The following is a 21,857-nucleotide window of genomic DNA, read 5'->3' as shown; positions in this document are numbered from 1 at the left end:
CGCATATAGATCATGTGCACAACATCTTACGGTCAGGAGGGAGTATTTATGGAGAAAAAAGAGATCATAAAACGATATCTATATCGTTTCCTGCTGTTTTTCCTGTTTGGGATCACTGTTATCATTTCCGGTACAGAACACAGCTATGCAGACGCACAGGTGATCCGGGTGGGCTTTACACAGGATGGGCAGATGATCCGGCAGACAGAAGATGCCTATACCGGATATGGTGTGGAATATCTTGACATGATAGCAGACTATACCGGCTGGCAGTACGAGTATGTGATGATACCGGAAGAAGACCGTTTAAAAGCATTAGAAGATGGGGTCATTGACCTGCTCTGTGATGTTTCAAAAGATGAGACCGGTACAGGGCATCTGCTGTTTAGTGAAGAAAGATCAAGTCTGTATTATGGACTGCTCTGTGCAAAGAAAGATGATACATCTGTATTTTTTGATGACTATGAAGCGATGAATGGGAAACGGATCGCATTAAACAGCAGCCGTTCTATGGAATCAATGCTGATGGATTTTTCCGTTGACCATCAGATCAATTACACACCGGTATATTATCCGACGTTTTTGAGCATGAAAGAAGCGTTAGACCAGGGAGAGGTCGACCTGATGCTTGCCTCGAACCAGAGAAATCTGACCGATTATAAATATGTTGCCAAAGTTGGTGTGAAGAATCAGTTTTTTGCAGTATCACAGAAACGGGAAGATCTGAAAGAACAGTTAGATTATGCCCTCCGGCAGATCACAGTCAGACAGCCGTTTATGACCGGAAAGCTTTATGAAGAAAATTATGGAAGACCATCGAAAGTGCTTACAGGTGTCACAAGGGAAGAATATGAATTTCTGCATAGTGGGATAAAAGTGCGTGTTGTATGTGATGCCGGAAGTTATCCATTAGGTTATATAGATGAAGAAACCGGGGAATATTGTGGTATCTATGCAGATGTTTTAAAACTATTAGAGGAGAAGAGCGGTTTAGAGTTTGAACTGCTCCCGATTAAAAACTATGGTGAATCCGGTGAGATGCTAAGAGATGGAAAAGCCGATATGACGGCAGGTATGTACATCAATGATGCGTTAGCAAAAGAATATGGTATCACATATTCTGATTCCTACATGACGATCGATTATGCAATGATCGGAAGGAGGGATACAAGGCTTAATGCCGCATCCAGGATCGCAGTACCGCAGAATTACATCGGAATACAGGTTCTGGCTGGGGAAATCTATCCGGAGTCAGAAGTCATTTCTGCAAAAGATGTTACTGAAAGCCTGAAGATGGTACAGCACAAGGAGGCAGACAGTACATTGATCAATTCAGTTTTTTTACAGACTGCATATAATCTGAATGATTATGATACACTTATGATCCTGCCTATGAATGAAGTATCAGTGCCGATACGCTGTGCCATAGGTGGAGAGAATGCAGAAGTGTTAAAACAGATCATAAATCGGGCGATCAACACGATCCCATCCGAGAACTTTGAACGTTGTATAACAGAAAATGTGATCAATATTTCTTATCAACCATCGTTAAAAAGTCTTTTTAAGCAGTATTTTCCTTATATTATAGGAATTATCCTGCTCATAGGCAGCATCTTTGTCGCTCTGCTGTTGATCAGGGAACGGCATTATAAGCATCTTGCGATGACAGATTCTTTGACAGGATTATGGAATGGCATCAAGTTCCGTAAAGAAGCAGAACAGCTCTTACAGCATAACCCAAAAAAGGAGTACCAGCTGATATCTTTAGATATTGAACATTTTAAATATGTCAACAGCGATCTGGGTGAAGCGGCAGCAGACGGAATCTTAAAGATGATCGGAAAACGTCTGTGTGAAGTATTCGGAAGCAATGCACTTTATGGCAGGGAGATGGCAGATATGTTCTGGATACTGACCGAAAAACGTGAGGATTTAGAGAAACTTCTGCATAAGATCGCAGAACCGGTCATGTTTGAAAATAATGGTGTAGAACAGATGTATAAGCCGCTTTTTAAATTTGGTATCTGTATGTTCAAGGAATACGATCTGGCTTTTGGTGACTATATCGATATGGCGATCATGGCACGTAAAGCGATCAAAGGGGATCCGGCTAAAGTGATAGAATATTATGACGATGAGATGGCAGAAATGACCTCAAATGAGCGCAGGATCGAAAAACGTATGGATGAAGCTTTGAAAAACGGTGAATTTGTTGTTTATTACCAGCCGAAATATCAGTTGAGATCAGAAACGATCAGTGGAGCAGAAGCATTAGTCCGCTGGAGAGATCCGGAAAAAGGGCTGGTGTCACCGGGTATATTTATTCCAATATTTGAGCGGGATGGATTTATCATCCAGCTTGATTTCTTTGTCTATGAAGAAGTATTAAAAGACATGGTCAAATGGCAGAATGAAGGACGCAGACCGATCATAGTTTCGATGAATGTATCAAGGGCACATATCGGCACGGCAGATTTCTTACAAAAACTGACAGAATTAGTCGATTCCTATGGAGTTCCAAGAAACCGGTTAGAATTAGAACTGACAGAAACGGTTCTCGGCGGCAAACGGCAGGATATCTTAAGTTTTATCGTTTCGTGTAAGCGGGCAGGTTTCCAGATCTCCATAGATGATTTTGGAAGCGGGTATTCTTCCTTAAATCTGTTAAAAGAACTTCCGGTAGATGTTCTTAAGATTGACCGTGAATTTTTAAATGAAACGGAAGAATCCGAAAAGAGCAGTATTATTGTAAAACAGGTTGTTGAGATGGCAGCGAAGATCAATATTGAAACCTTATGCGAGGGTGTAGAAACCCGCGGACAGGCAGATTTCTTAAAGCAGATTGGCTGTGACATGGCACAGGGATTTTTGTATTCCAGACCAGTGCCAAGAGAAGAATTTGAGGGGCTGTTAGAGGCGTAAGCTTCTAACGCCTCATTTTTTACGTGACAGATAATGGATATCATAGAGTGTGATTACAGGAGGCAGTAAAATGGTAAAGATCGATCTTATTACAGGATTTTTAGGTTCAGGGAAAACGACATTTTTAAAAAGATATGCAGAGTATTTTATCAGACAGGGCTGTAATATCGGTATTTTGGAAAACGATTATGGTGCAGTCAATGTGGATATGATGCTGTTGCAGGAATTAACCGGTGAACACTGTGAGTTAGAGATGATCTCCGGAGGCTGTGATAAGGAAACACATAGAAGACGGTTCCGCACGAAGCTGATCGCAATGGGAATGTGCGGGTATGACCGGGTGCTCGTCGAACCGTCGGGCGTGTTTGATATGGATGAATTTTTTGATGTTTTAAGAGATGAGCCCTTAGACCGGTGGTATGAGATCGGAAGTGTGATCACTGTTGTTGATGCGGCGATCGAAAGAAATCTATCCGAAGATGCATCTTATGTACTTGCATCAGAAGCTGCCTGTGCCGGAAAGATCGTCATAAGCCATGTGGATATGGCTTCTAAAGAGCAGATAAAAGGGATTCCTTCATTTATCAATCAGGCACTTGCAGGGATCGGATGCAAAAGGGTATTGTCGGATAAAGATTTTTTTACACAGGGTGTCTTTGCACTTGTGGATAAAGATTTTGATAAGCTTGCTTTTTGTGGATATGTGGCTGCAGTCTATGAAAAGAAATATGAGATCGGACAGCAGGGATTTGAGTCCGAATATTTTATGAATGTAAACTTGTCAGAAGATGCATTTAAGCAGGCAGCAAAAGAGATCATGCAGGATCAGACCTGTGGAAAAGTCTTTCGGATCAAAGGATTTTTAAAGAAAGATGATGGAACATTTTTAGAATTCAATGCTACGAAAAGCGGGATTTCTGTGTCAGAAATTGCGCAAGGACAGGAAGTTATGATCGTCATTGGGGAAAATTTAAATAGAGAACGGATGGAAAGTTGGGTAAATTTACACTCTTAAAAGTGAAAGTAAAATAATCAAATACAATAAATATTGTAAAGAGTATCACTCATCCTGTTATACTAAGGGTGGGTGATATTTTTTTGATTTTAAATGAAACTTTTTTTATGATATAAAGGTCTAATCTATGAAAGAAAACAAAGGAGGAGGCGCAGCCATTGAAATTATTTTCATATAAGATAAAGGCAAGAGATGTGATCGAGCAGATCATACTAGAAAATTATAACAGCTATTACAGGCTTGCCATGAGTTATGTACACAATGAAGCCGATGCCGCAGATATTGTGCAAAATGGCGCATATCGTGCGATCCGTAAGGCAGAGAGTATCCGCAATATAGAATATGCAAAAACGTGGGTATACCGGATCATGTTAAATGAGATCTTTAGGCATTTTAAGCAGGATCAGCCGGCAGCGTTAGATGAAAGCATAACAGTGCCATCCGTACAATTTACGGAAGAAATCAGTGAAAGTCTTGATCTGAAAAAAGCGTTAGATGCACTCCCTGCAAAAGATAAGGCAGTCATAGAACTTCGGTATTTTGAGGACTGTAAGTTAGAGGAGATCGCAGAAATCTTAGAGGAAAATATCAGTACAGTAAAGAGCAGACTGTACCGGAGTATTCAGAAATTACGGCTGCAGCTGAAAGACGATGATTTAGCAGAATAAAAGAGGTGTCTGTATGAAAGGAAAGGATATGAATAATTTAAAAAAGGTTCAAGAGGAATATAACCAGCCGGTTATGAATGAAAAGGAGGTAACGAAAATGAAACAGAGAATGGAAGAAGCGAAGAAAGACGCAAAAAAAGGAAAGAGAAGGATTGCAGAATTTGTAGCAGCCGCAGCAGTTTTAACATTTGTGATACTGCCGAATACGTCTGCAGATATTGCATATGCCATGACATCGATACCGGGACTTGGAAAACTTGTAGAGTTAGTAACTTTCCGGGAGTATCAGTATGAGGACGAACGCAATCATGCAGACGTTAAGATCGATAAACTGACGGTATCTAGCGAAGAAGCATTGCAGGAAGATACACAAAAGAGTGAAACATTAAAAAAGACGACCGATGAGATCAATCAGGAAATCGCAGATATTACGGATAAACTGGTAAACGAGTTTAAAGAGAACCGGCAGAATGAAGAAGGTTTTCAGGAGATGGTCGTAAAAACAGATGTCATTTGTACAACAGAGGATTATTTTACCTTAAAGCTGATCTGCTATCAGGGAGCAGGCAGCGGTGCCGAATGGGATTATTTTTACACGATCGACCTGAATACAGGGGAAAGATTGCAGCTAAAGGATCTGTTTGTGGAAAACAGTGATTATAAGGGCGTGATCAGTGAAAATATCAAACAGCAGATGAGAGAACAGATGCAGGCAGATGAGAGTGTCAAATACTGGTTAGATGATCCACAGGTGGAAGAATGGAATTTCAAGACGATCACAGATGATACATCGTTCTACTTAAATGAAGATGGGGAGATCGTGATCTGCTTTAATGAAGGTGATGTAGGACCTATGTCGATGGGAACAGTGGAGTTTACGATACCGAAGGATGTGACAGCGGGTATTATGAAATAAGAGATGCAATAGAGAGTAAGGTATAGAACAGACAGATCAGGCTGTCATGTGAATGATGATTTCACACGACAGCCTGATCATATGTGTCTGAAATATAAAAATGTTTAGTGTACTTGTATAGAAAGATTATGGCAGAGCAATCTCTAAAATCTCATCGCGGTCAGCCGGCATAATCAAGAGTGCGGCTACATCATCAACATCAATGACACGGTCAAAGGAACGTAACTCATAAGCATTTGTCAGTGTATCATCTGTATAGCCATCAATACCACAGTCTGCAAGATAAGGATAACGTGTACCGTCTTTTAATACAACACCCATAAACCCTGGTAAAGTCGTATTTGTATAGGAGTGAATTTCTTCGCTTACAGCATAGTTCAATTCCATAGAAACAGGAGAGATCTTGATATCTTTTACGGTAAAAGGAGTTCCCTCCACGGCTTTATCTACTGTGATCGTCTTATCAGAACTTACAGAAGATAATGGAATGGTGAAGTTCCAGTTTCCATCGATTACATTTGTATAATCTGCTTTTTCACTGGTTCCAAGATTTGTAAAGTCTACCTGTGCTGTTTTTCCTAAGATGGAATCATTTTGATCCTGAACAAAGGCAGTGATCACATATTCAAGATTACCATTTTCATCTGTATAGTGGCTGATTAATGTGTCATTTTCATCAGACTCCAGAGCAGATCCGTCATCATATTCAAGATTACCGTTTTCATCACTGACAATGCCATCATAGAAGCATGAATTACTGCTAAGATCCATAGATGCATTAGATGAAGGATCTTTTACAGATACATTTATGAATTCAAAGGAAGGATCTTTGCCTTCTGTATCATAACCGGATATGCAAAATGACATATATATAAATTTATCATCTGTAATTACTGTGTCCGGTGCTACGGTCACACCATTTGAGGTAACTGCAAGATCAGAATAGTCGGTCTGTTCCGGTATGACTTGTGCGATTCCCTGATCTGTTAATTTCTGCTGCTGTTCGTCTGTAGACTGTAAAGTTCCCTGCATACCTCTGCCCCAGATATGACGGATGGCAGCAGCAGAAGCAACACTTCCGACCACTAACAGTCCTGCACATGCAGCAACAGCGGTAAACTTTCTTAAAGTTCTTGATCTGTTTGTTTTTTTGTATGAGTTGATATTTGTCATAGTAGATGTTTCCTCCCTCTGGATCTTCGCAAAGGCATCATTTGCTTTTTCTAGTACGATCTCAGGAAGTTCTACATCTGCATTCCATAAATTGTTATCTTTTTTCATGGTGATCATTCCTTTCTGCCTGATAATAAGCTTTCAGCTTACTCCGTCCTCTGTCTAATCTTGTCTGCACAGTACTTATGGGGATATGTAATAGTTCAGCGATTTCTTTGATCTTATATCCCTGTCCATAATATAAAAGCATCGGAATCCGGTAGCGTTCGTCTAAGATGGATAACAGCTCCTTAAATTCTAAATTGCTTTCATCTGTTACAGCCATTTCTTCATAATCGTCCATAGAAGTCAGCCGCTCTTTCTGCTTTCGGATGTCATAGCAGTTGTTGATCAGGATCCGTATCATCCATGTTTTAAAATAAGCATTGTTTTTTAACGTTTCTAATTTTTCCCAACATGCAAGGATCGTATCTCCGATCGCATCCGCAGCATCGGCATCATTCATAACGATTGCGACAGCAGTCCGGTACATATCTTTCATGTAACTTTGCATCAATGTGGTAAATGCATCCGGATCGTGCCCTTTTGCCTTTTTGATAAGTTCCAATTGTTCTTTTTTGGTTTTCATTGGTTTTGTATTCTCCCATGCGCTTGAGATATGCAGGTGGAAATAAATTGTTTATCATTTCCACCTTACATACATTAGACAGAGAAAGGGACAGAAAAATCTCACTAGATATGAAAAATTTCAATTAAAAAGATTAAAGAGAGTCCATAATAGGTAATTACAGCAACAAGATCGTTGATCGTTGTGATCAGCGGACCGCTTGCTACAGCAGGATCGATATGGATCTTGTGAAATAATATAGGAATGATCGTGCCGACAAGACTTGAGATCACCATGGCAACGACTAAGGATATTCCAACGCATCCGGAAATCAGAAAAGCTGATGTCCAGACATAGTTTTTGCATAGATGGATGTAGATACCAAGGATCACAAGTGCCATAATGCCAAGACTCGCACCATTTAAAAATCCGATCTTCATTTCTTTAAAGAGCAGCATGACTTTCTTTTTCGCAGTCAGATCTTCGTCCATCAGTACACGGATCGTAACAGCTAAAGACTGTGTGCCGACGTTGCCAGCCATATCAAGGACAAGTGACTGGAAACAGATCACGATCGGCAGTACAGCTACGACGGATTCAAACATACCGACAACAGAAGATACAGCAATCCCTAAAAACAGTAAAACAATCAGCCATGGAAGTCTTTTTTTCATGCTGACAAGCGTTGGTTCTTTTAAATCTTCTTCAGAAGTTAAACCAGCTAATTTTGCATAATCATCACCCATGGCATCTTCAACAAGTTCTACGATATCGGTTGAAGTCAGGATACCGGATAATTTTCCGTCAGGGGTTAATACCGGAATGGAATCTTCTTCATAATCAGCAATTTTTTCCATGCAGTCACTGATCTTATCGTGTTCAAAAACATATGGATAAGAACTGCTGATGATATCTTCTAAGGAATCATTTTCCCTTGCGATGATCAGGTCTTTTAAATCGATCGCACCTGCAAATTTTTCATCATCATCTACAACATAGATCGTGGAAATGTTATCATGCCTGCCAGCCTGCCGGATCAGTTCACTCATTGCCTCCCGGACGGACAGGTGGTTAGGGATGCAGATGAAGTTATTTGTCATACAGCTTCCGATCTCATCTTCTTCATAGGAGAGCAGTTTCTGGACATCTTTTTTTGCATCGATATCTAAGTGGTTTACTAATTCATTCTTCTTGCTTTCCGAGAGTTCATCTAGGATATCGAGGGCATCGTCTGCATCCATATAGGAAATGACTTTTGCAGCCTGTGCTAATGGCAGTTCCTCTAAATAAGGTTCTACATCATCTATATAGGAAAAAATTTCTGCGATCATATGCGGATCTAACATATGATACAATGTATTCCGTTCCGGTTTTGTCAGATGCGTGATCGCTTCTGCAATATCTTTTTCATGGTAATCAGATAACAGATCCTGCAGCTTTTGTGCATTTTTGGTGGAACGGATGATCTTTAAAAGTTCTTTTACATAATCTTTTTTGGAAATAAATACGTTTCTCATTGTGACCTCCTTTTTTGACATAGATGTACTCCTGCAATACTTTATTTAGAAGAATTCCAGGGGTACATGGAAAAATGGGCATAAAAAATACATCGCGGTGTTTCATGCGATGTATAAAAAGGTGCACAACAAAGATAGAATGTGAGTATCAGATCTTCATAGACAGCCACATTCGCAGATTGCAGACTTGTACATCGCATATCGGATATAGATTACTTTGTCCTATACTCCCGCAACTATCCATGAAAATTCACCTCCGTTATGATTTGTTTCAGATTTTTTATTCCGCATTGATTTTAGCAGAAAAATGTTGGGAAATCAACCCATGCTTTCATGTTCCACTTCTTCTTTGATAAACATACACATAAAACTGATAAAAAGAAACAGGCATGAAAACCAGATCGTATACATTCCAAACAGGGTAATAAGGTGTCCGCCAAGTCCCGCACCAACGGCAAACATAAGAATGATGCCCAAGTAGCAAAGTGATTTTAAAAAAGTCTGTGACTCATGCGTTTTTCCATAGGCACATAAGGACTCCATGGCACTTCGGATATTTCCGATACACATGGTACTTGCAAAAGCGTAACCGTTTACTTTCCGGAATGTCTGCACCTGCATTGCACAGGAAAAAGAAACCATTGCATTTGCAAGGACATTATACTTAACCGGAAGAAAACCAACAAAGCATAAGAGTAGTATCTCGATCAAAAGGACACGCTGCCGCCAGTGAAAGTGTCTGATCTTCTGGTATTTTAAGCGGATCAGTTCTGCAATGATGATACCAAATGCAAATGATAACAGCGGAATCATGTAGTGAATGGATTTCGCATAGTCCCTTTCCGTAATGCTCTGACTTAAAAGAACAATATTACCGGTCTGTGCATTGGCAAATACCTTACCACGGAATATGTAGGTATAAGCATCCTGCAGTCCGCCGGATATCGATAAAAAAGCAGCCGTCAGAAAAGATTCGGACATCTGTTTTTTAGATGTGTGACGCATAAGTAAGCCTCCTCGTATAGTAAATCAATATTCAGTAAATTCGTATTTCAATTATGCAGTATACTACTTAAAAAAAATTATGCAATGAAAAAACAGGACTTTACTAAGAATAAAAGCCGATGATGCTTATATACGCAGGTAAATTGATCATGGTCTGTCTGTAGGATAACAATAAAAATGCGGCAGCCGAAGCTGTCGCATTTTTTAAGTAACTTTATTTTGGAATGATTAACAACCGAATTTTAAATACTTGCAGATAAGATGAAATAATTCAGCGCAATTATTAGTTGTAAAACACATAGTAACGACCTCCTTATTTTTATTTGCCGTAAGGAAGTGCTTTTAACCGGTATTTACAAAGCGGTTTGTGATATGTTACAAACATATTTCCTAACGACAAAGTGATTGTAACAAATGTGTAATATTTAAACAATAGGAGGAGGCTGGAAATAAAGGAAATCCTTGTACAATCAGAGAATAGTCTGTTAAAATAGAGGAAAATTCGTACATGAGGAGATAAAAACATGTCACCAGCAAAGAACGAAAATCAGGACGAAGGCTTAAAAGGCAATGAAAAAATCGAAGATGCGATCGCTGCACTCCAAAGCAACGCAACGGAAGAACTGCTCGCCCATACACTGACAGTCATTCGACGGCGTATGAAAGAAGGCGGTCAGCTGATCGTTGCAGTGGAGCCGTCTGTGCAGGGAACCCAGATGAACCTGCAGACGGTCAAGACGACAGATGGAGCAGTCTGGTGGTCAGCTTTTACAAGTTTTGAAGAAGAATTAAAAGGGGCTGACCAGATCAAATCGACATTTCTTACAGATATAGATAAGCTGTTTCAGACAGCACTTTCGGTACCAGAGATCAAAGGAGTTATTTTAAATCCATGGAACCGTACGATCATGTTAGATAAGCATCTGATCGAAATTATCATGCCAAAGGGCTGAAATTGAGAAATAGAACTACACGTTCATAAGGGTAATACAATAAACAGCAGTCATTACACTTTTAGAAAGCAGGGCTGTAGACCGATTACAATACCGAAACGCGAACCCATCAAGAAAGTATATGTAGAAATGGTAAAGCAGATTGTAGAAAGCGAGGCGAAGAATGATGCAGTGTTTTCAAAATTGAACGATGGAATTTAACGTTGAAACAAACGAAGTAATATGTTAAGATGATTTTCGGGAATGAAGTTCTCCCAGAGTAGAAATACGAAAACCGCTGAAACAGCTGATGACTTCTGCAATTTACGCAGATGCCATCAGCTTTTTTAATGCATATGTGTAGAATTGTGGGAGTTGCCTAGCAACAGAGCAGTTCGTATACCATATCCAAAATAGAGGAGGAACAAATTTATGTTACTTAGTGTTGCACTGATACTTGTTGTAGGAATGTTTATGGGGTGGCTGTGCAGGAAAATAAAATTGCCGTCACTGCTTGGCATGTTGCTGACCGGAATCCTCTTAGGTCCATATGTCAGTAATCTGATCGATGCGTCTGTTCTTGGCATATCCGCAGAACTTAGAAAGATCGCCCTCATTATCATCCTGACAAGGGCAGGTTTGGGACTTGATCTGACAGGTTTAAAAAAGATCGGCAGACCGGCGGTCATGATGTGTTTTGTGCCGGCAACTTGTGAACTGGCAGGTATGATGTTGATCGCACCAAAACTGCTGGGTCTATCTTTATTAGAGGCAGCCATTTTAGGTTCTGTATTAGCCGCCGTATCACCGGCAGTTGTCGTACCGAGAATGGTGAAGTTAATGGAAGAAGGATATGGAACTAAGAGTGGAATTCCACAGTTAATCCTAGCCGGAGCATCGGTAGATGATGTGTATGTGATCGTGCTTTTTTCCACATTTACCGGCATGATGCAGGGAGAAACGGTATCTGTGATGCGGTTTATCAATATCCCGTTTTCCATTTTTGCAGGAATAGCGGTCGGACTGCTTGCAGGCAGGTTTTTTGCAGTCTATTTTGAAAAAATCCATATACGGGACACTACGAAAGTGCTGTTGATCTTAAGTGCCTCATTTTTGCTGGTAGTCATTGAAGATGCACTTTATACACCACTTACCTTTTCCGCATTGATCGCGATCATGTTTACCGGGGTAGGATTGCAGAACTACCGTAAGGAAGTGGCAGAACGGTTGTCTGTAAAATATGGAAAACTCTGGGTGGCAGCAGAAGTATTCCTATTTGTATTAGTCGGTGCAGCCGTCAATATCAATTATATCGGAACAGTAGGTATCAAGGCTGTCCTTGTGATCTGTGGCGCATTGCTGTTTCGGATGGCAGGTGTTTTGGTATGCCTGTTTCATACCGGATTTGAAAAGAAGGAAAAACTCTTTACGATGCTGGCATATACACCGAAAGCAACCGTACAGGCAGCGATTGGCGGGATACCGCTTGCAATGGGTTTTGCCTGTGGAGATGTCGTATTAGCAGTTGCAGTTCTCGCAATCGTACTGACAGCACCGCTTGGAGCTTTGGCAATAGACAGCACCTATAAGAAGCTGTTAAAAAGAGAAAACCGGTAAACAGTCATATAGTTAATGCACATAAACAAAAACACAGGGGGTTTTCCTTGTAAAAACATAGCGTAAGGCATACAATATTTTTAAGATTAGCAATCCACCGGATAGTTACAAATCCGAAAAAGGAGTGAATAACGATTGAAAAAACATTATGCAGTCATCACAGGTGCAAGTTCCGGCATCGGAAGGGCATTTGCAAAAGAACTGGCAAATGAAGACTACCGTCTGGTACTTGTGGCAAGACGTAAAGAGCGTTTAGAAGAATTAGCACAGAAATTAAGGGAAAACGGAACAGAAAGTATCATTATCACCGCAGACTTGTCTAAAAAGGAGGAATGCCTCCGTTTATTAGAGGAATTGAAAAAACTTCCGGTCGGCATTTTTATCAACAATGCAGGATTTGGCGACTGCGGAAGTTTTACAAAGACAGATGCCAAAAAAGAATTAGAGATGATCGATGTGAACATCAAAGCCATGCATCTTCTGATGAAACGGATGCTGTTGCAGATGAGAGAACAGGGTGGCGGTTATATCTTAAATGTAGCATCTTCGGCAGGACTGCTTCCGGCAGGTCCTTATATGGCGACTTATTATGCAACAAAGGCTTATGTGACGAGCCTGACAAGGGCAGTTGCAGCAGAGGAGAAACAGTCTGAGAGTAATGTCTATGTCGGTGCGTTATGTCCGGGACCGGTAGATACGGAATTTAATAACGTTGCAAATGTGGAATTTGCACTTCCCGGCATCACACCGGAATATTGTGCTTATTACGCCATTACCCGGATGAAAAAGAGAAAAACGATCATCATACCGACGTTTGCATTAAAAGCAGCAACCACATGCGGAAGATTTATCCCACAGAATATGCTGATCGCAGCCGTAAAACATCAGCAAAAGAAAAAGCTATAGATTTTACTGAATTATGCGGTATAGCACATAACGGTAAGCAGATTGTGCAGCAAAATATCAATCAGTCTGTATAAGTAAGGAGGCGGCATATGGAAGTAAAGACATTTTATGAACAGCTGGGAATGGGATATGAAGATGTATCGGGAAGGTTAGGAAGTGATGCACTCATCAAAAAGTTTGTGATCAGATTTTTAGATGATGCAAGTTTTACAAGACTAAGGGACGGCTTGCAGGAGAATGATGGAGAAAAGGCATTTCGTGCAGCACATACCTTAAAAGGAATTTGTTTAAATTTAAGTTTTGATACCCTGTATAAACCCTGTGCTGAAATTACAGAAGCACTAAGGGATGGTCGGATCACAGAAGGCTGCAACACCTTATTTCTGGAAGTGGAAAAAGAATATAACAGATTGACAAAGGCAGTCCGCAGCATACTGATAGGAGGAGAAACAAAATGAAGTATCAGATCCTCATTGTAGATGATGCAGAACTGAACAGGGAAATTCTGAAAGAAATGCTGCTGGATGAGTATGATGTTTTAGAAGCAGATAATGGAAAAATGGCACTTGAAATCATAGATAAAGAATGGGAGCACATTCACGCTATCCTGTTAGATCTTGTCATGCCGGTCATGGATGGATTTGAAGTGCTTGCAGGATTGCAGGAACGGAAAGTCGTCGGGAAGATACCGGTATTAGTGATCAGCGGAGATAATACGAGCAGGAATGAAAAAAAGTGTTTTGATTACGGAGTATATGATTTTATCGGAAGACCGTTTAATTCTGTTTTAGTAAAACTGCGTGTAAAAAATATGGTCAATCAGTATGTCTATAAGAACCGATTAGAGGAAAAAGTACAGGAACAGACCGCAGTTCTTAGGAAAGCATATGAAACTGTAAAGATGCAGGCAGAAGAACTTGAAAAAAGAAATCAGGATATCATTGAAGTATTAGGAGCAATCGTTGAATACCGGGATGTTGAGAGTGGTGAGCATATCCAGCGTGTGAAAGGATATACGAAAATTTTAGCAGAAGCTTTTCGTGTGCAGTATCCGGAATATGGATTGACAGAAAATACAATTGATACGATTGTAGCGGCAAGTGCGCTGCATGATTTAGGAAAGATCGCAATACCGGACAGGATCCTGCTTAAGCCGGGCAGATTAGACAAAGATGAATTTGAATATATGAAATCCCATACGATACGCGGTTGTGAGATACTAGAATCCATGAAAGTAGAATGGAATCCGGCAATGAAAAAGATCAGTCTTGAGATCATCCGCCACCATCATGAGAGATATGACGGAAAAGGCTATCCGGATGGATTAAAAGGAGATGAGATCCCGATCTCTGCACAGCTCGTTTCTGTTGCAGATGTGTATGATGCATTGATCAATGAACGCTGTTACAAGGATGCATATTCTAAGGAAGAAGCCTTCCATATGATCATGAACGGCGAGTGCGGTGCTTTTTCACCGAAACTGCTTGAAACTTTCCGGAGTGTGAAGAAACAGTTTGAAAAACTTTCGTAAGAAAAAGAACAAATTTAAGAAAAAAATAAATTGTATATATAGGATAAAATATGATATGATGTCAGGGTAAAATTTAGTAAAAATTTCATTCAAGTAGAGGGAGGATACATATGAAATTTACAAAATGTATGAAAACTGTATTTGCCGGAGTCATGGCATTTGCAGTAGCAGCAACCTCTGTACCGGTGAATCTGCTTGCAGAAACACAGGATGCAGGTACAGATGCGGCAGCAACACTTGATCCGGTGTTACATTGGAATATGACACAGGATGCAGACGGAACTTTAAAGGATGTGACCGGAAACGGACACAACGGTATCGCAAATGGTGATGTGGAATTTTCAGACATTGACCATACACCTGTAGTGAACCTGAATGGTGGAACAGTAACGATTCCGGATGGATCGATCAGCACCAGTGCAAAAGAAGTAACTATCAATATGTTAGTGAAGATCCCACAGAATGTAAAATCTTCATGGATGTGGTGTCTTGGTACATCAAACAAACGTTATATTTATCTGACAGGATGTGCAAATCAGGACAGCAAGATGCGTGGTGGACTCTGCTATGTTCCAAATGATAATGGAAACGGATGGAGTTTTGAATCTGTAATCGGTGGTTCACAGGCGTTATCTGTCAATGAATGGCAGAATATCACAGTTACCTTTGTAGAAGGTGGAGATTATACATTTTACTTAAATGGTGTAAAACAGGCATCCATTGATGTTACAACAGGTGCTGCAGGTGCTTGTACATTACAGGATCTGATGACAGCAGGAGATGGCTTAGACGGTTACATGGGAGATTCTTTCTATTCAGCAGATCCGAATTTCCAGGGTGCGGTAGCAGATTTCCGTATCTATGAAAAAGCAATGACACAGGATGAAATCACAGATCTTTATTCCGGCATCAATGAAACATTAAAGAACTTAAAATTAAGTGATTTTGGTGCATCCGAGATCGTACTGACAGCAGATGACTGCCTTGGTGAGAATACATCAGCAGACGAAGTTACAACTGATCTGACACTTCCGGAAAAGACAAATATCGCTGTAGAAGATATTACAAAAGAAGCTGATATCACAGCCTGGAAGAGCAGCAATACAAACGTGATCACAGATGACGGTAAAGTAACACGTTTAGTCAAAGATATGGATGTAACAATGACAGCATCTGTTACATTAAACGGACGTACCGTAGATAAAGACTTGAAGTTCACCGTAAAGGGTGATGCAACTGATGAAAAAATTGTTGCATGGGACGCAGACTTATTAGATATCCCTACAGCAGATGCTGTCAGAGGAAATATCACATTACCGGACACAGGTGATATGAATTCTACGATCACATGGGAATCTTCTGATGAAAACGTGATCCGTACAACAGCAGACGGAAATATCCTTCCGGGACAGGTAACACGTCAGAAAGAAGATACGAAGGTAACACTTACAGCAACACTGACAAAAGGTGAAGCAAGTACTACCAAAAAGTTTGATTGTACAGTTATCAAAGAAGCAGAAGATGTAGAATTAACAGATTATCTCTTTGCATATTTCCCATATGCAGGAGTAAAAGATGAGAGGATCTATTTTGGGATCAGCCAGGATGGTCTGAACTTTACAGCATTAAATGACAGCAAACCGGTGATCGAGTCTACATTAGGTACACATGGACTCCGCGATCCGTTTATCATCCGTTCCCATGAAGGGGATAAATTTTATCTGATCGCAACAGACCTTACGGTAGCAGGTGTTACACAGGATGGTGTGACTTACCCGGGACAGAATTGGGATCATAATCAGACAGAAGGAAGCCAGAGCATCATGGTATGGGAATCTACGGATCTTGTGAACTGGTCCGAGCAGCGTATGTGCAAAGTTGCAGCAGATGATGCAGGATGTACATGGGCACCGGAAGCATACTGGGACGATGATACAGAGCAGTATGTTGTATTCTGGGCATCTAAGTTAAAAACCGGTGGAAAACAGAGATTATACTATGCGACCACAAGAGATTTCTATACCTTCTCTGATGCACAGGTATGGTTCGAAGAAGACGGATCAGTGATCGATACAACTGTGATCAAAGTAGATGATTGGTATTATCGTTATACAAAGAATGAAGATGGTAATACGAATACCTATGGTACACCGAGCAAGAGGATTTATTGTGAAAAAAGCACATCATTAACAGCACCGGCAGAAGACTGGGAGTTAGTATATAACAACTGTCTGAATGTAGGTGGTGGACAGATCGAAGGCGGATGTATCTTTGAGATCAATACAGAAGATGTAGAGAATGCGAAAAAGATCGCAGCATTAAAAGGTTATGAATTAAAAGGAGAGCGTATCTTTGCACTGGTCGCAGATGCAACAGGTGTGACAATATTCCCTGGGCTTTCTGATGATATCACAACCGGTCAGTTCAATGTATTAGGAACAACTGCAAATGCAAGTATAAACGGAACTCCGCTTTATTCCATGCCGGAACCGGCAGCAAGCCATGGAACGATTATGCCGATCACATCAGAAGAATATGATAACCTGATGAAGAAGTATAACAGCAGGAAATACACAGCAGCTATCAAAAAATTAGTGGATAAAGCAGTCAGCTTACCTGATACTTCAAATGTAACAAGTGATATCACACTTCCGGCTGAAACAACAGAAGGAAATGCGATCACATGGACATCCTCTAATGAAGCAGTCGTAAGTGCAGCAGGAAAGGTAACAAGACCGGCAGCAACTGCAGGTGATGCAACAGTAGAATTAACAGCAGTATTTGCGATCAATGGCAATGGTGATGTGCGTAGACAGGAAGGCTGTACAAAGACATTTACAGTGACTGTAAAAGCATTAGATCCGGTCGTAATACCGCCAACAGACAATAACAACAATAATAACAATAACAACAGCAATAACACCCAGCCGGCACCGGCAAACTACACAGTAACATTTGTAGGAGCAGATAATGCAGTCGTTGCAACACAGACAGTTACATCAGGGACAGCAGTAGCAAAACCGGCAGATCCAGCCAGAAAGAAGTACACATTTAAAGGCTGGTATTTAGGAACAACAGCATATGATTTTGCAGCACCTGTAACAGCAGATCTTACGATTACAGCAAAATGGGCAAAAGTATCTGTCAGCAAAGCAAAATTAAGTAGTGCAAAGAACAGCAAGAAAAAGACATTAGTTGTAAAAGCGAAAAAGACGAGTGGCGCAGCAGGGTACGAATACATTATCGCTACAGATAAGAAATTCAAGAAAAATGTGAAGAAATCTACCACAACAAAGACTTCTGTAAGATTTAAGAAGCTGAAAAAAGGTAAAACCTACTATGTAAAAGTAAGGGCATATAAAAAGGATTCTGCCAATAGTAAAGTATATGGTTCTTACAGTGCGGTAAAGAAAGTGAAGATCAAGAAATAAGATCAGCTTTTATACGAAAATAAAAAGGTTACAGTCAGCGGGTATTCTGCGGACTGTGACCTTTTTCTCTTGCGAAAAGCAGGTATTCTGTTTATAATGATAAAGATGTAACTATGAGGGTAATGAATAACTGAGATACGAAAAGGGTAACGATATAGATACGGAGTAGTTGCAGAGAATGTTAAAAGAAAAGAGGAATAGAATATGCCAGAAAATAGTTCATGCAGCAGTGCATCTTCATGTTCAAGGGAAAGCTGCGAAGGCTGTCCAAGTCATAATAAAACAGCAGGTTCTCCGATAGCAGTAGAACCGATCAATCCACTTTCATCTGTAAAAAAAGTCATTGGTGTTGTCAGTGGAAAAGGTGGTGTCGGAAAATCATTCGTGACAGCATCTCTAGCTGTAGCCATGCAGAAAGCGGGCTATCAGGTGGGGATCATGGATGCGGATATCACAGGTCCTTCCATTCCAAAGATGTTTGGAGTACATGGACCGGCATATGGAACAGATGATGGAATGTATGCGATCGCAGCAGAAAACGGAACAAAGATCATGTCGATCAATCTGTTAGTAGATGATGAAGAAGCACCGGTGATCTGGAGAGGTCCAGTGATCGGAGGTGCTGTCAAGCAGTTCTGGACAGATGTGATCTGGGGAGATTTAGATTATCTGTTTGTGGATATGCCGCCGGGAACAGGTGATGTTCCATTGACCGTTTTCCAGTCAATCCCGGTAGATGGGATCGTGATCGTTACTTCTCCACAGGAGTTAGTACAGTTGATCGTAAAGAAAGCCTATAACATGGCAACGATGATGGATATTCCGGTACTTGGGTTAGTAGAGAATTTCAGCTATGTAAAATGTCCGGACTGTGGAAAAGAGATCCGTATTTTCGGTGAGAGCCATGTGGATGATGTGGCAAAAGAATTATCCATCCCGGTATTCGGCAAACTGCCGATCGAGCCGGAACTTGCAAAAGCAGCGGATGCCGGTAAATTCTATGAAACCGAGAATCCATATCTTGCAGCAGGGATTGAAGCATTAAAGATCAGTAAATAGAGAAAACCTCCGTTTTATCCGGTAAGAACGAATCATGTTCAAACAGGATAAGACGGAGGTTTTTTATCTGATGTTTTTCCATCAGGAATACACCATAATATGAAATGACAGGATAGACAATTTCAGCCTATTTCCTTTGTAAAGGAATCGGGTTCATGTCTAAGCCGCGGTTAGCATCTGCTTCCGGATCTTCACCAAATACATAATCTTTGCCTGGCAGGACCGCATTTAAAAGAATACCTGCGATCGCAGCAATGGCAAGACCTGTCAATGTGATAGAAGTTGTACCAATCGTAAATGTCAGGCCATTTGCAAATCCAAGACCGGATACTAAAATGACAGCAGCAATGATCAGATTTCTGGATTTTGTGAAATCTACATGATTTTCTACGACATTCCGTACACCGATCGCAGAGATCATTCCGTAGAGCATGAAGCTGACACCACCGATGATCGCAGATGGCAGGGAACCGATGATTTCAGCGAATTTTGGCATGAAGCTTAAAATGACTGCGTAAACGGCAGCTAAACGGATGACTCTGGGATCATATACCTTGCTAAGTTCCAGTACACCGGTATTTTCTCCATAAGTAGTATTAGCAGGACCTCCAAACAATGCGGAGAAAGAAGTTGCAAGTCCGTCACCGATCAATGTACGGTGCAGACCCGGATCTTCGATCAGGTTTTCTCCGACAGTTGCAGAGATCGCAGACATATCACCGATATGCTCCATCATGGTAGCAAGAGCGATCGGAGCCATGACTAAGATGGCAGTCAGATTGAATTTACAGATCTGAAACTGTGGAACACCAAGTATGGATGCAGAAGCGACGTTAGTGAAATCCAAAATAGCAGAACCATCAGGATTTGTCAGACCGCAGGCATTCATAATTAAAGCTGCACAGTAAGAGATCACAACACCAAGCAGGATCGGGATGATCTTAAACATTCCTTTTCCCCAGATATTAAAGATGATGATCGTTGCAAGTGCAATGAGTGCTAATATCCAGTTCGTCGAAGCATTAGAAACAGCCGATGGTGCAAGGCTTAAACCGATACAGATAATGATCGGACCGGTAACAGCCGGTGGAAGGAAAGTCATGACCTTTTTGACACCGACAAGTTTGATCACAAGTGCAAGGATCAGATAAAGCAGTCCTGCTACAACGATTCCGCCACAGGCATATGGTAATTTTTCACCCATTGTCATATCTTTAAAAATTCCGGTGTCTAAATTTGCAACGGTAGAAAATCCACCTAAGAATGCAAATGAAGAACCTAAAAATGCAGGAACTTTTAATTTCGAACAAAGATGGAAGAATAAAGTTCCGACTCCGGCGAAAAACAGAGTAACCTGAATGGATAATCCTTCGCCTTCAAAATAAGTATTGACTAAGATCGGTACTAAGATGGTTGCGCCAAACATGGCAAACATATGCTGAAGACCTAAGATTAACATTTTTGGAATACCAAGCGTGGTGGCATCACGGATCGGTTCGACTTCGTTATTCATTGAAAACTCCCTCCTGTGTGTATCTTAACATTTCTCCGGATCTGTGTAAGCTTCTCCGAATGTTTCAACAGTTACTTTTTTCATACGCTGATCTTCCATTGGACGGTCGTTGTAATCTGTTGCTGTTTCAGCAATCTTATTGACAACGTCCATACCTTCTGTGATCTTGCCAAAAGCTGCATAGGCACCGTCTAAGTGTGGGGCATTTTTATGCATGATGAAGAACTGGCTTCCGGCAGAGTCCGGCATCATGGAACGGGCCATGGATAAAACTCCGGCAGAATGTCTAAGATCATTTGCAAAACCGTTCTGTGCAAATTCGCCTTTGATACTGTATCCCGGGCCACCCATACCGGTTCCTTCCGGATCGCCGCCCTGGATCATAAAACCGTTGATAACACGGTGAAAGATCAGACCGTCATAGAATCCGCTGCTTACTAAGCTGATAAAATTGCGGACAGTGTTTGGGGCGATTTCCGGATAAAGTTCCGCTTTCATGATATCGCCATTTTCCATTTCAAATGTGATGATTGGATTTTGAGCCATGATAGACCTCCTTTTGTTTGTGTGATGGTCTGCTGCATATGCAGTGACCGATTTCTGCACAACATTGTAGCATATTCTTAGCAAAAAAAGAAGTAAGATAAAAAATATGAAAAATCTTCTTGACGAAACTAAATAGATTAGCTATTATAAACATAAGTTAGTTACAACTAATCAAATGATATGATAAATTTTACGGATGTATCTTAAGACAGGACCGGAGAGATGCATACGGGTACATCGTTTTTGAAATAACTACACCATTCACCTGCCTGTGAATCCGATCGTATGGGTATAGTTATTTACGAAACGATGTAGCAGAATCCCGAACGGTACAAACATAGTGACCTGTTTAAGTATCGGGGATCCATATAGCGTATTTTAGGAGCATTCCTGTTAAGTAACAAATAACCGGTTTGCAAAAAATGAGTGCCACCCATAGAATAATGATTGTTAACTGGCCGGTTGACAAATCATCGTTCAAAGGAGACACCCACAAATG

17 protein-coding genes and 1 riboswitch are annotated in these 21,857 nt (G+C 40.7%); of the genes, 11 read left to right on the top strand and 6 right to left on the bottom strand.

Features of this window, described 5'->3' with window-relative positions:
* The first annotated feature begins 48 nt into the window (after positions 1-48).
* From H8S17_RS08535 to H8S17_RS08520, 4 genes are all read left to right on the top strand, one after another.
* Positions 49-2,922 carry an EAL domain-containing protein gene (locus tag H8S17_RS08535; RefSeq protein ID WP_186866987.1) on the top strand — a complete coding sequence of 958 codons (2,874 nt, stop codon included), beginning with the start codon at positions 49-51 and terminating at the stop codon, positions 2,920-2,922.
* Positions 2,923-2,992: 70 nt separating this feature from the next.
* Positions 2,993-3,937 carry a GTP-binding protein gene (locus H8S17_RS08530; RefSeq protein WP_186866986.1) on the top strand — a complete coding sequence of 315 codons (945 nt, stop codon included), beginning with the start codon at positions 2,993-2,995 and terminating at the stop codon, positions 3,935-3,937.
* A gap of 158 nt (positions 3,938-4,095) precedes the next feature.
* Positions 4,096-4,605, top strand: coding sequence for an RNA polymerase sigma factor (locus tag H8S17_RS08525; protein ID WP_186866985.1), 510 nt, complete (start codon positions 4,096-4,098; stop codon positions 4,603-4,605).
* A gap of 13 nt (positions 4,606-4,618) precedes the next feature.
* Entirely contained in the window at positions 4,619-5,521 is a 903-nt protein-coding gene (locus H8S17_RS08520; RefSeq protein WP_186866984.1) for an RsiV family protein, read from the top strand.
* Between the two features lie 126 nt (positions 5,522-5,647).
* Here the strand turns inward: H8S17_RS08520 and H8S17_RS08515 are convergent, their stop codons facing one another.
* The 4 genes from H8S17_RS08515 to H8S17_RS08500 form a co-directional block, all read right to left on the bottom strand.
* Positions 5,648-6,802, bottom strand: coding sequence for a DUF4179 domain-containing protein (locus tag H8S17_RS08515; protein ID WP_186866983.1), 1,155 nt, complete (start codon positions 6,800-6,802; stop codon positions 5,648-5,650).
* Complete coding sequence (locus tag H8S17_RS08510) at positions 6,789-7,322, bottom strand: RNA polymerase sigma factor (protein WP_186866982.1); 534 nt, start codon at positions 7,320-7,322, stop codon at positions 6,789-6,791. Before H8S17_RS08510 ends, H8S17_RS08515 begins: the two co-directional genes overlap by 14 nt.
* A 104-nt stretch (positions 7,323-7,426) precedes the next feature.
* Positions 7,427-8,818 (bottom strand): magnesium transporter, encoded by a 1,392-nt coding sequence (mgtE, locus tag H8S17_RS08505; protein WP_186866981.1) that lies wholly within the window; start codon positions 8,816-8,818, stop codon positions 7,427-7,429.
* Positions 8,819-9,136: 318 nt separating this feature from the next.
* Positions 9,137-9,823 carry a YoaK family protein gene (locus H8S17_RS08500; RefSeq protein ID WP_243238023.1) on the bottom strand — a complete coding sequence of 229 codons (687 nt, stop codon included), beginning with the start codon at positions 9,821-9,823 and terminating at the stop codon, positions 9,137-9,139.
* 524 nt (positions 9,824-10,347) lie between these two features.
* Here H8S17_RS08500 and H8S17_RS08495 point away from each other — a divergent pair.
* The 7 genes from H8S17_RS08495 to H8S17_RS08465 all read left to right on the top strand — a co-directional run bounded on the left by H8S17_RS08495 (position 10,348) and on the right by H8S17_RS08465 (position 19,299).
* Complete coding sequence (locus tag H8S17_RS08495) at positions 10,348-10,776, top strand: SseB family protein (RefSeq protein WP_186866980.1); 429 nt, start codon at positions 10,348-10,350, stop codon at positions 10,774-10,776.
* Between the two features lie 230 nt (positions 10,777-11,006).
* A riboswitch (Fluoride riboswitch) is annotated at positions 11,007-11,082 on the top strand.
* Between the two features lie 105 nt (positions 11,083-11,187).
* Positions 11,188-12,372, top strand: a complete 1,185-nt coding sequence (locus H8S17_RS08490) for a cation:proton antiporter (protein WP_186866979.1) — start codon at positions 11,188-11,190, stop codon at positions 12,370-12,372.
* A 135-nt stretch (positions 12,373-12,507) separates the two neighbouring features.
* On the top strand, positions 12,508-13,278 hold the full coding sequence (locus tag H8S17_RS08485) for an SDR family NAD(P)-dependent oxidoreductase (RefSeq protein ID WP_186866978.1): 771 nt from the start codon (positions 12,508-12,510) through the stop codon (positions 13,276-13,278).
* Between the two features lie 89 nt (positions 13,279-13,367).
* A complete protein-coding gene (locus H8S17_RS08480) occupies positions 13,368-13,736 on the top strand; it encodes an Hpt domain-containing protein (protein WP_186866977.1) in 369 nt (122 codons plus the stop codon).
* A complete protein-coding gene (locus tag H8S17_RS08475; protein ID WP_186866976.1) occupies positions 13,733-14,809 on the top strand; it encodes an HD-GYP domain-containing protein in 1,077 nt (358 codons plus the stop codon). The genes H8S17_RS08480 and H8S17_RS08475 overlap by 4 nt, the downstream gene beginning before the upstream one ends.
* A 110-nt stretch (positions 14,810-14,919) precedes the next feature.
* Positions 14,920-18,240 carry an immunoglobulin-like domain-containing protein gene (locus tag H8S17_RS08470; RefSeq protein ID WP_186866975.1) on the top strand — a complete coding sequence of 1,107 codons (3,321 nt, stop codon included), beginning with the start codon at positions 14,920-14,922 and terminating at the stop codon, positions 18,238-18,240.
* Between the two features lie 204 nt (positions 18,241-18,444).
* Entirely contained in the window at positions 18,445-19,299 is an 855-nt protein-coding gene (locus H8S17_RS08465) for an Mrp/NBP35 family ATP-binding protein (protein WP_186866974.1), read from the top strand.
* Positions 19,300-19,426: 127 nt separating this feature from the next.
* Here the strand turns inward: H8S17_RS08465 and H8S17_RS08460 are convergent, their stop codons facing one another.
* The gene (locus H8S17_RS08460; RefSeq protein ID WP_186866973.1) at positions 19,427-20,812 is read right to left on the bottom strand and encodes a uracil-xanthine permease family protein; all 1,386 of its coding nucleotides are present in this window, start codon (positions 20,810-20,812) and stop codon (positions 19,427-19,429) included.
* A gap of 24 nt (positions 20,813-20,836) precedes the next feature.
* A complete protein-coding gene (locus H8S17_RS08455) occupies positions 20,837-21,358 on the bottom strand; it encodes a peptidylprolyl isomerase (RefSeq protein WP_186866972.1) in 522 nt (173 codons plus the stop codon).
* Between the last annotated feature and the right edge of the window lie 499 nt (positions 21,359-21,857).

It is taken from the genome of Roseburia zhanii, assembly GCF_014287635.1.
Taxonomy (GTDB): Bacteria; Bacillota; Clostridia; order Lachnospirales; family Lachnospiraceae; genus Roseburia_B; species Roseburia_B zhanii.
Note: the sequence above shows the minus strand (reverse complement) of the source record. Positions and strands in the feature narration are given on the sequence as shown.

Bases quoted from the DNA above. Each gene is read 5' to 3' on its own strand.
- H8S17_RS08535 (WP_186866987.1), top strand. From the start codon at position 49: ATGGAGAAAAAAGAGATCATAAAACGATATCTATATCGTTTCCTGCTG.
- H8S17_RS08530 (WP_186866986.1), top strand. From the start codon at position 2,993: ATGGTAAAGATCGATCTTATTACAGGATTTTTAGGTTCAGGGAAAACG.
- H8S17_RS08520 (WP_186866984.1), top strand. From the start codon at position 4,619: ATGAAAGGAAAGGATATGAATAATTTAAAAAAGGTTCAAGAGGAATAT.
- H8S17_RS08515 (WP_186866983.1), bottom strand. From the start codon at position 6,802: ATGAAAAAAGATAACAATTTATGGAATGCAGATGTAGAACTTCCTGAG.
- H8S17_RS08510 (WP_186866982.1), bottom strand. From the start codon at position 7,322: ATGAAAACCAAAAAAGAACAATTGGAACTTATCAAAAAGGCAAAAGGG.
- mgtE (WP_186866981.1), bottom strand. From the start codon at position 8,818: ATGAGAAACGTATTTATTTCCAAAAAAGATTATGTAAAAGAACTTTTA.
- H8S17_RS08500 (WP_243238023.1), bottom strand. From the start codon at position 9,823: ATGCGTCACACATCTAAAAAACAGATGTCCGAATCTTTTCTGACGGCT.
- H8S17_RS08495 (WP_186866980.1), top strand. From the start codon at position 10,348: ATGTCACCAGCAAAGAACGAAAATCAGGACGAAGGCTTAAAAGGCAAT.
- H8S17_RS08490 (WP_186866979.1), top strand. From the start codon at position 11,188: ATGTTACTTAGTGTTGCACTGATACTTGTTGTAGGAATGTTTATGGGG.
- H8S17_RS08480 (WP_186866977.1), top strand. From the start codon at position 13,368: ATGGAAGTAAAGACATTTTATGAACAGCTGGGAATGGGATATGAAGAT.
- H8S17_RS08475 (WP_186866976.1), top strand. From the start codon at position 13,733: ATGAAGTATCAGATCCTCATTGTAGATGATGCAGAACTGAACAGGGAA.
- H8S17_RS08470 (WP_186866975.1), top strand. From the start codon at position 14,920: ATGAAATTTACAAAATGTATGAAAACTGTATTTGCCGGAGTCATGGCA.
- H8S17_RS08465 (WP_186866974.1), top strand. From the start codon at position 18,445: ATGCCAGAAAATAGTTCATGCAGCAGTGCATCTTCATGTTCAAGGGAA.
- H8S17_RS08460 (WP_186866973.1), bottom strand. From the start codon at position 20,812: ATGAATAACGAAGTCGAACCGATCCGTGATGCCACCACGCTTGGTATT.
- H8S17_RS08455 (WP_186866972.1), bottom strand. From the start codon at position 21,358: ATGGCTCAAAATCCAATCATCACATTTGAAATGGAAAATGGCGATATC.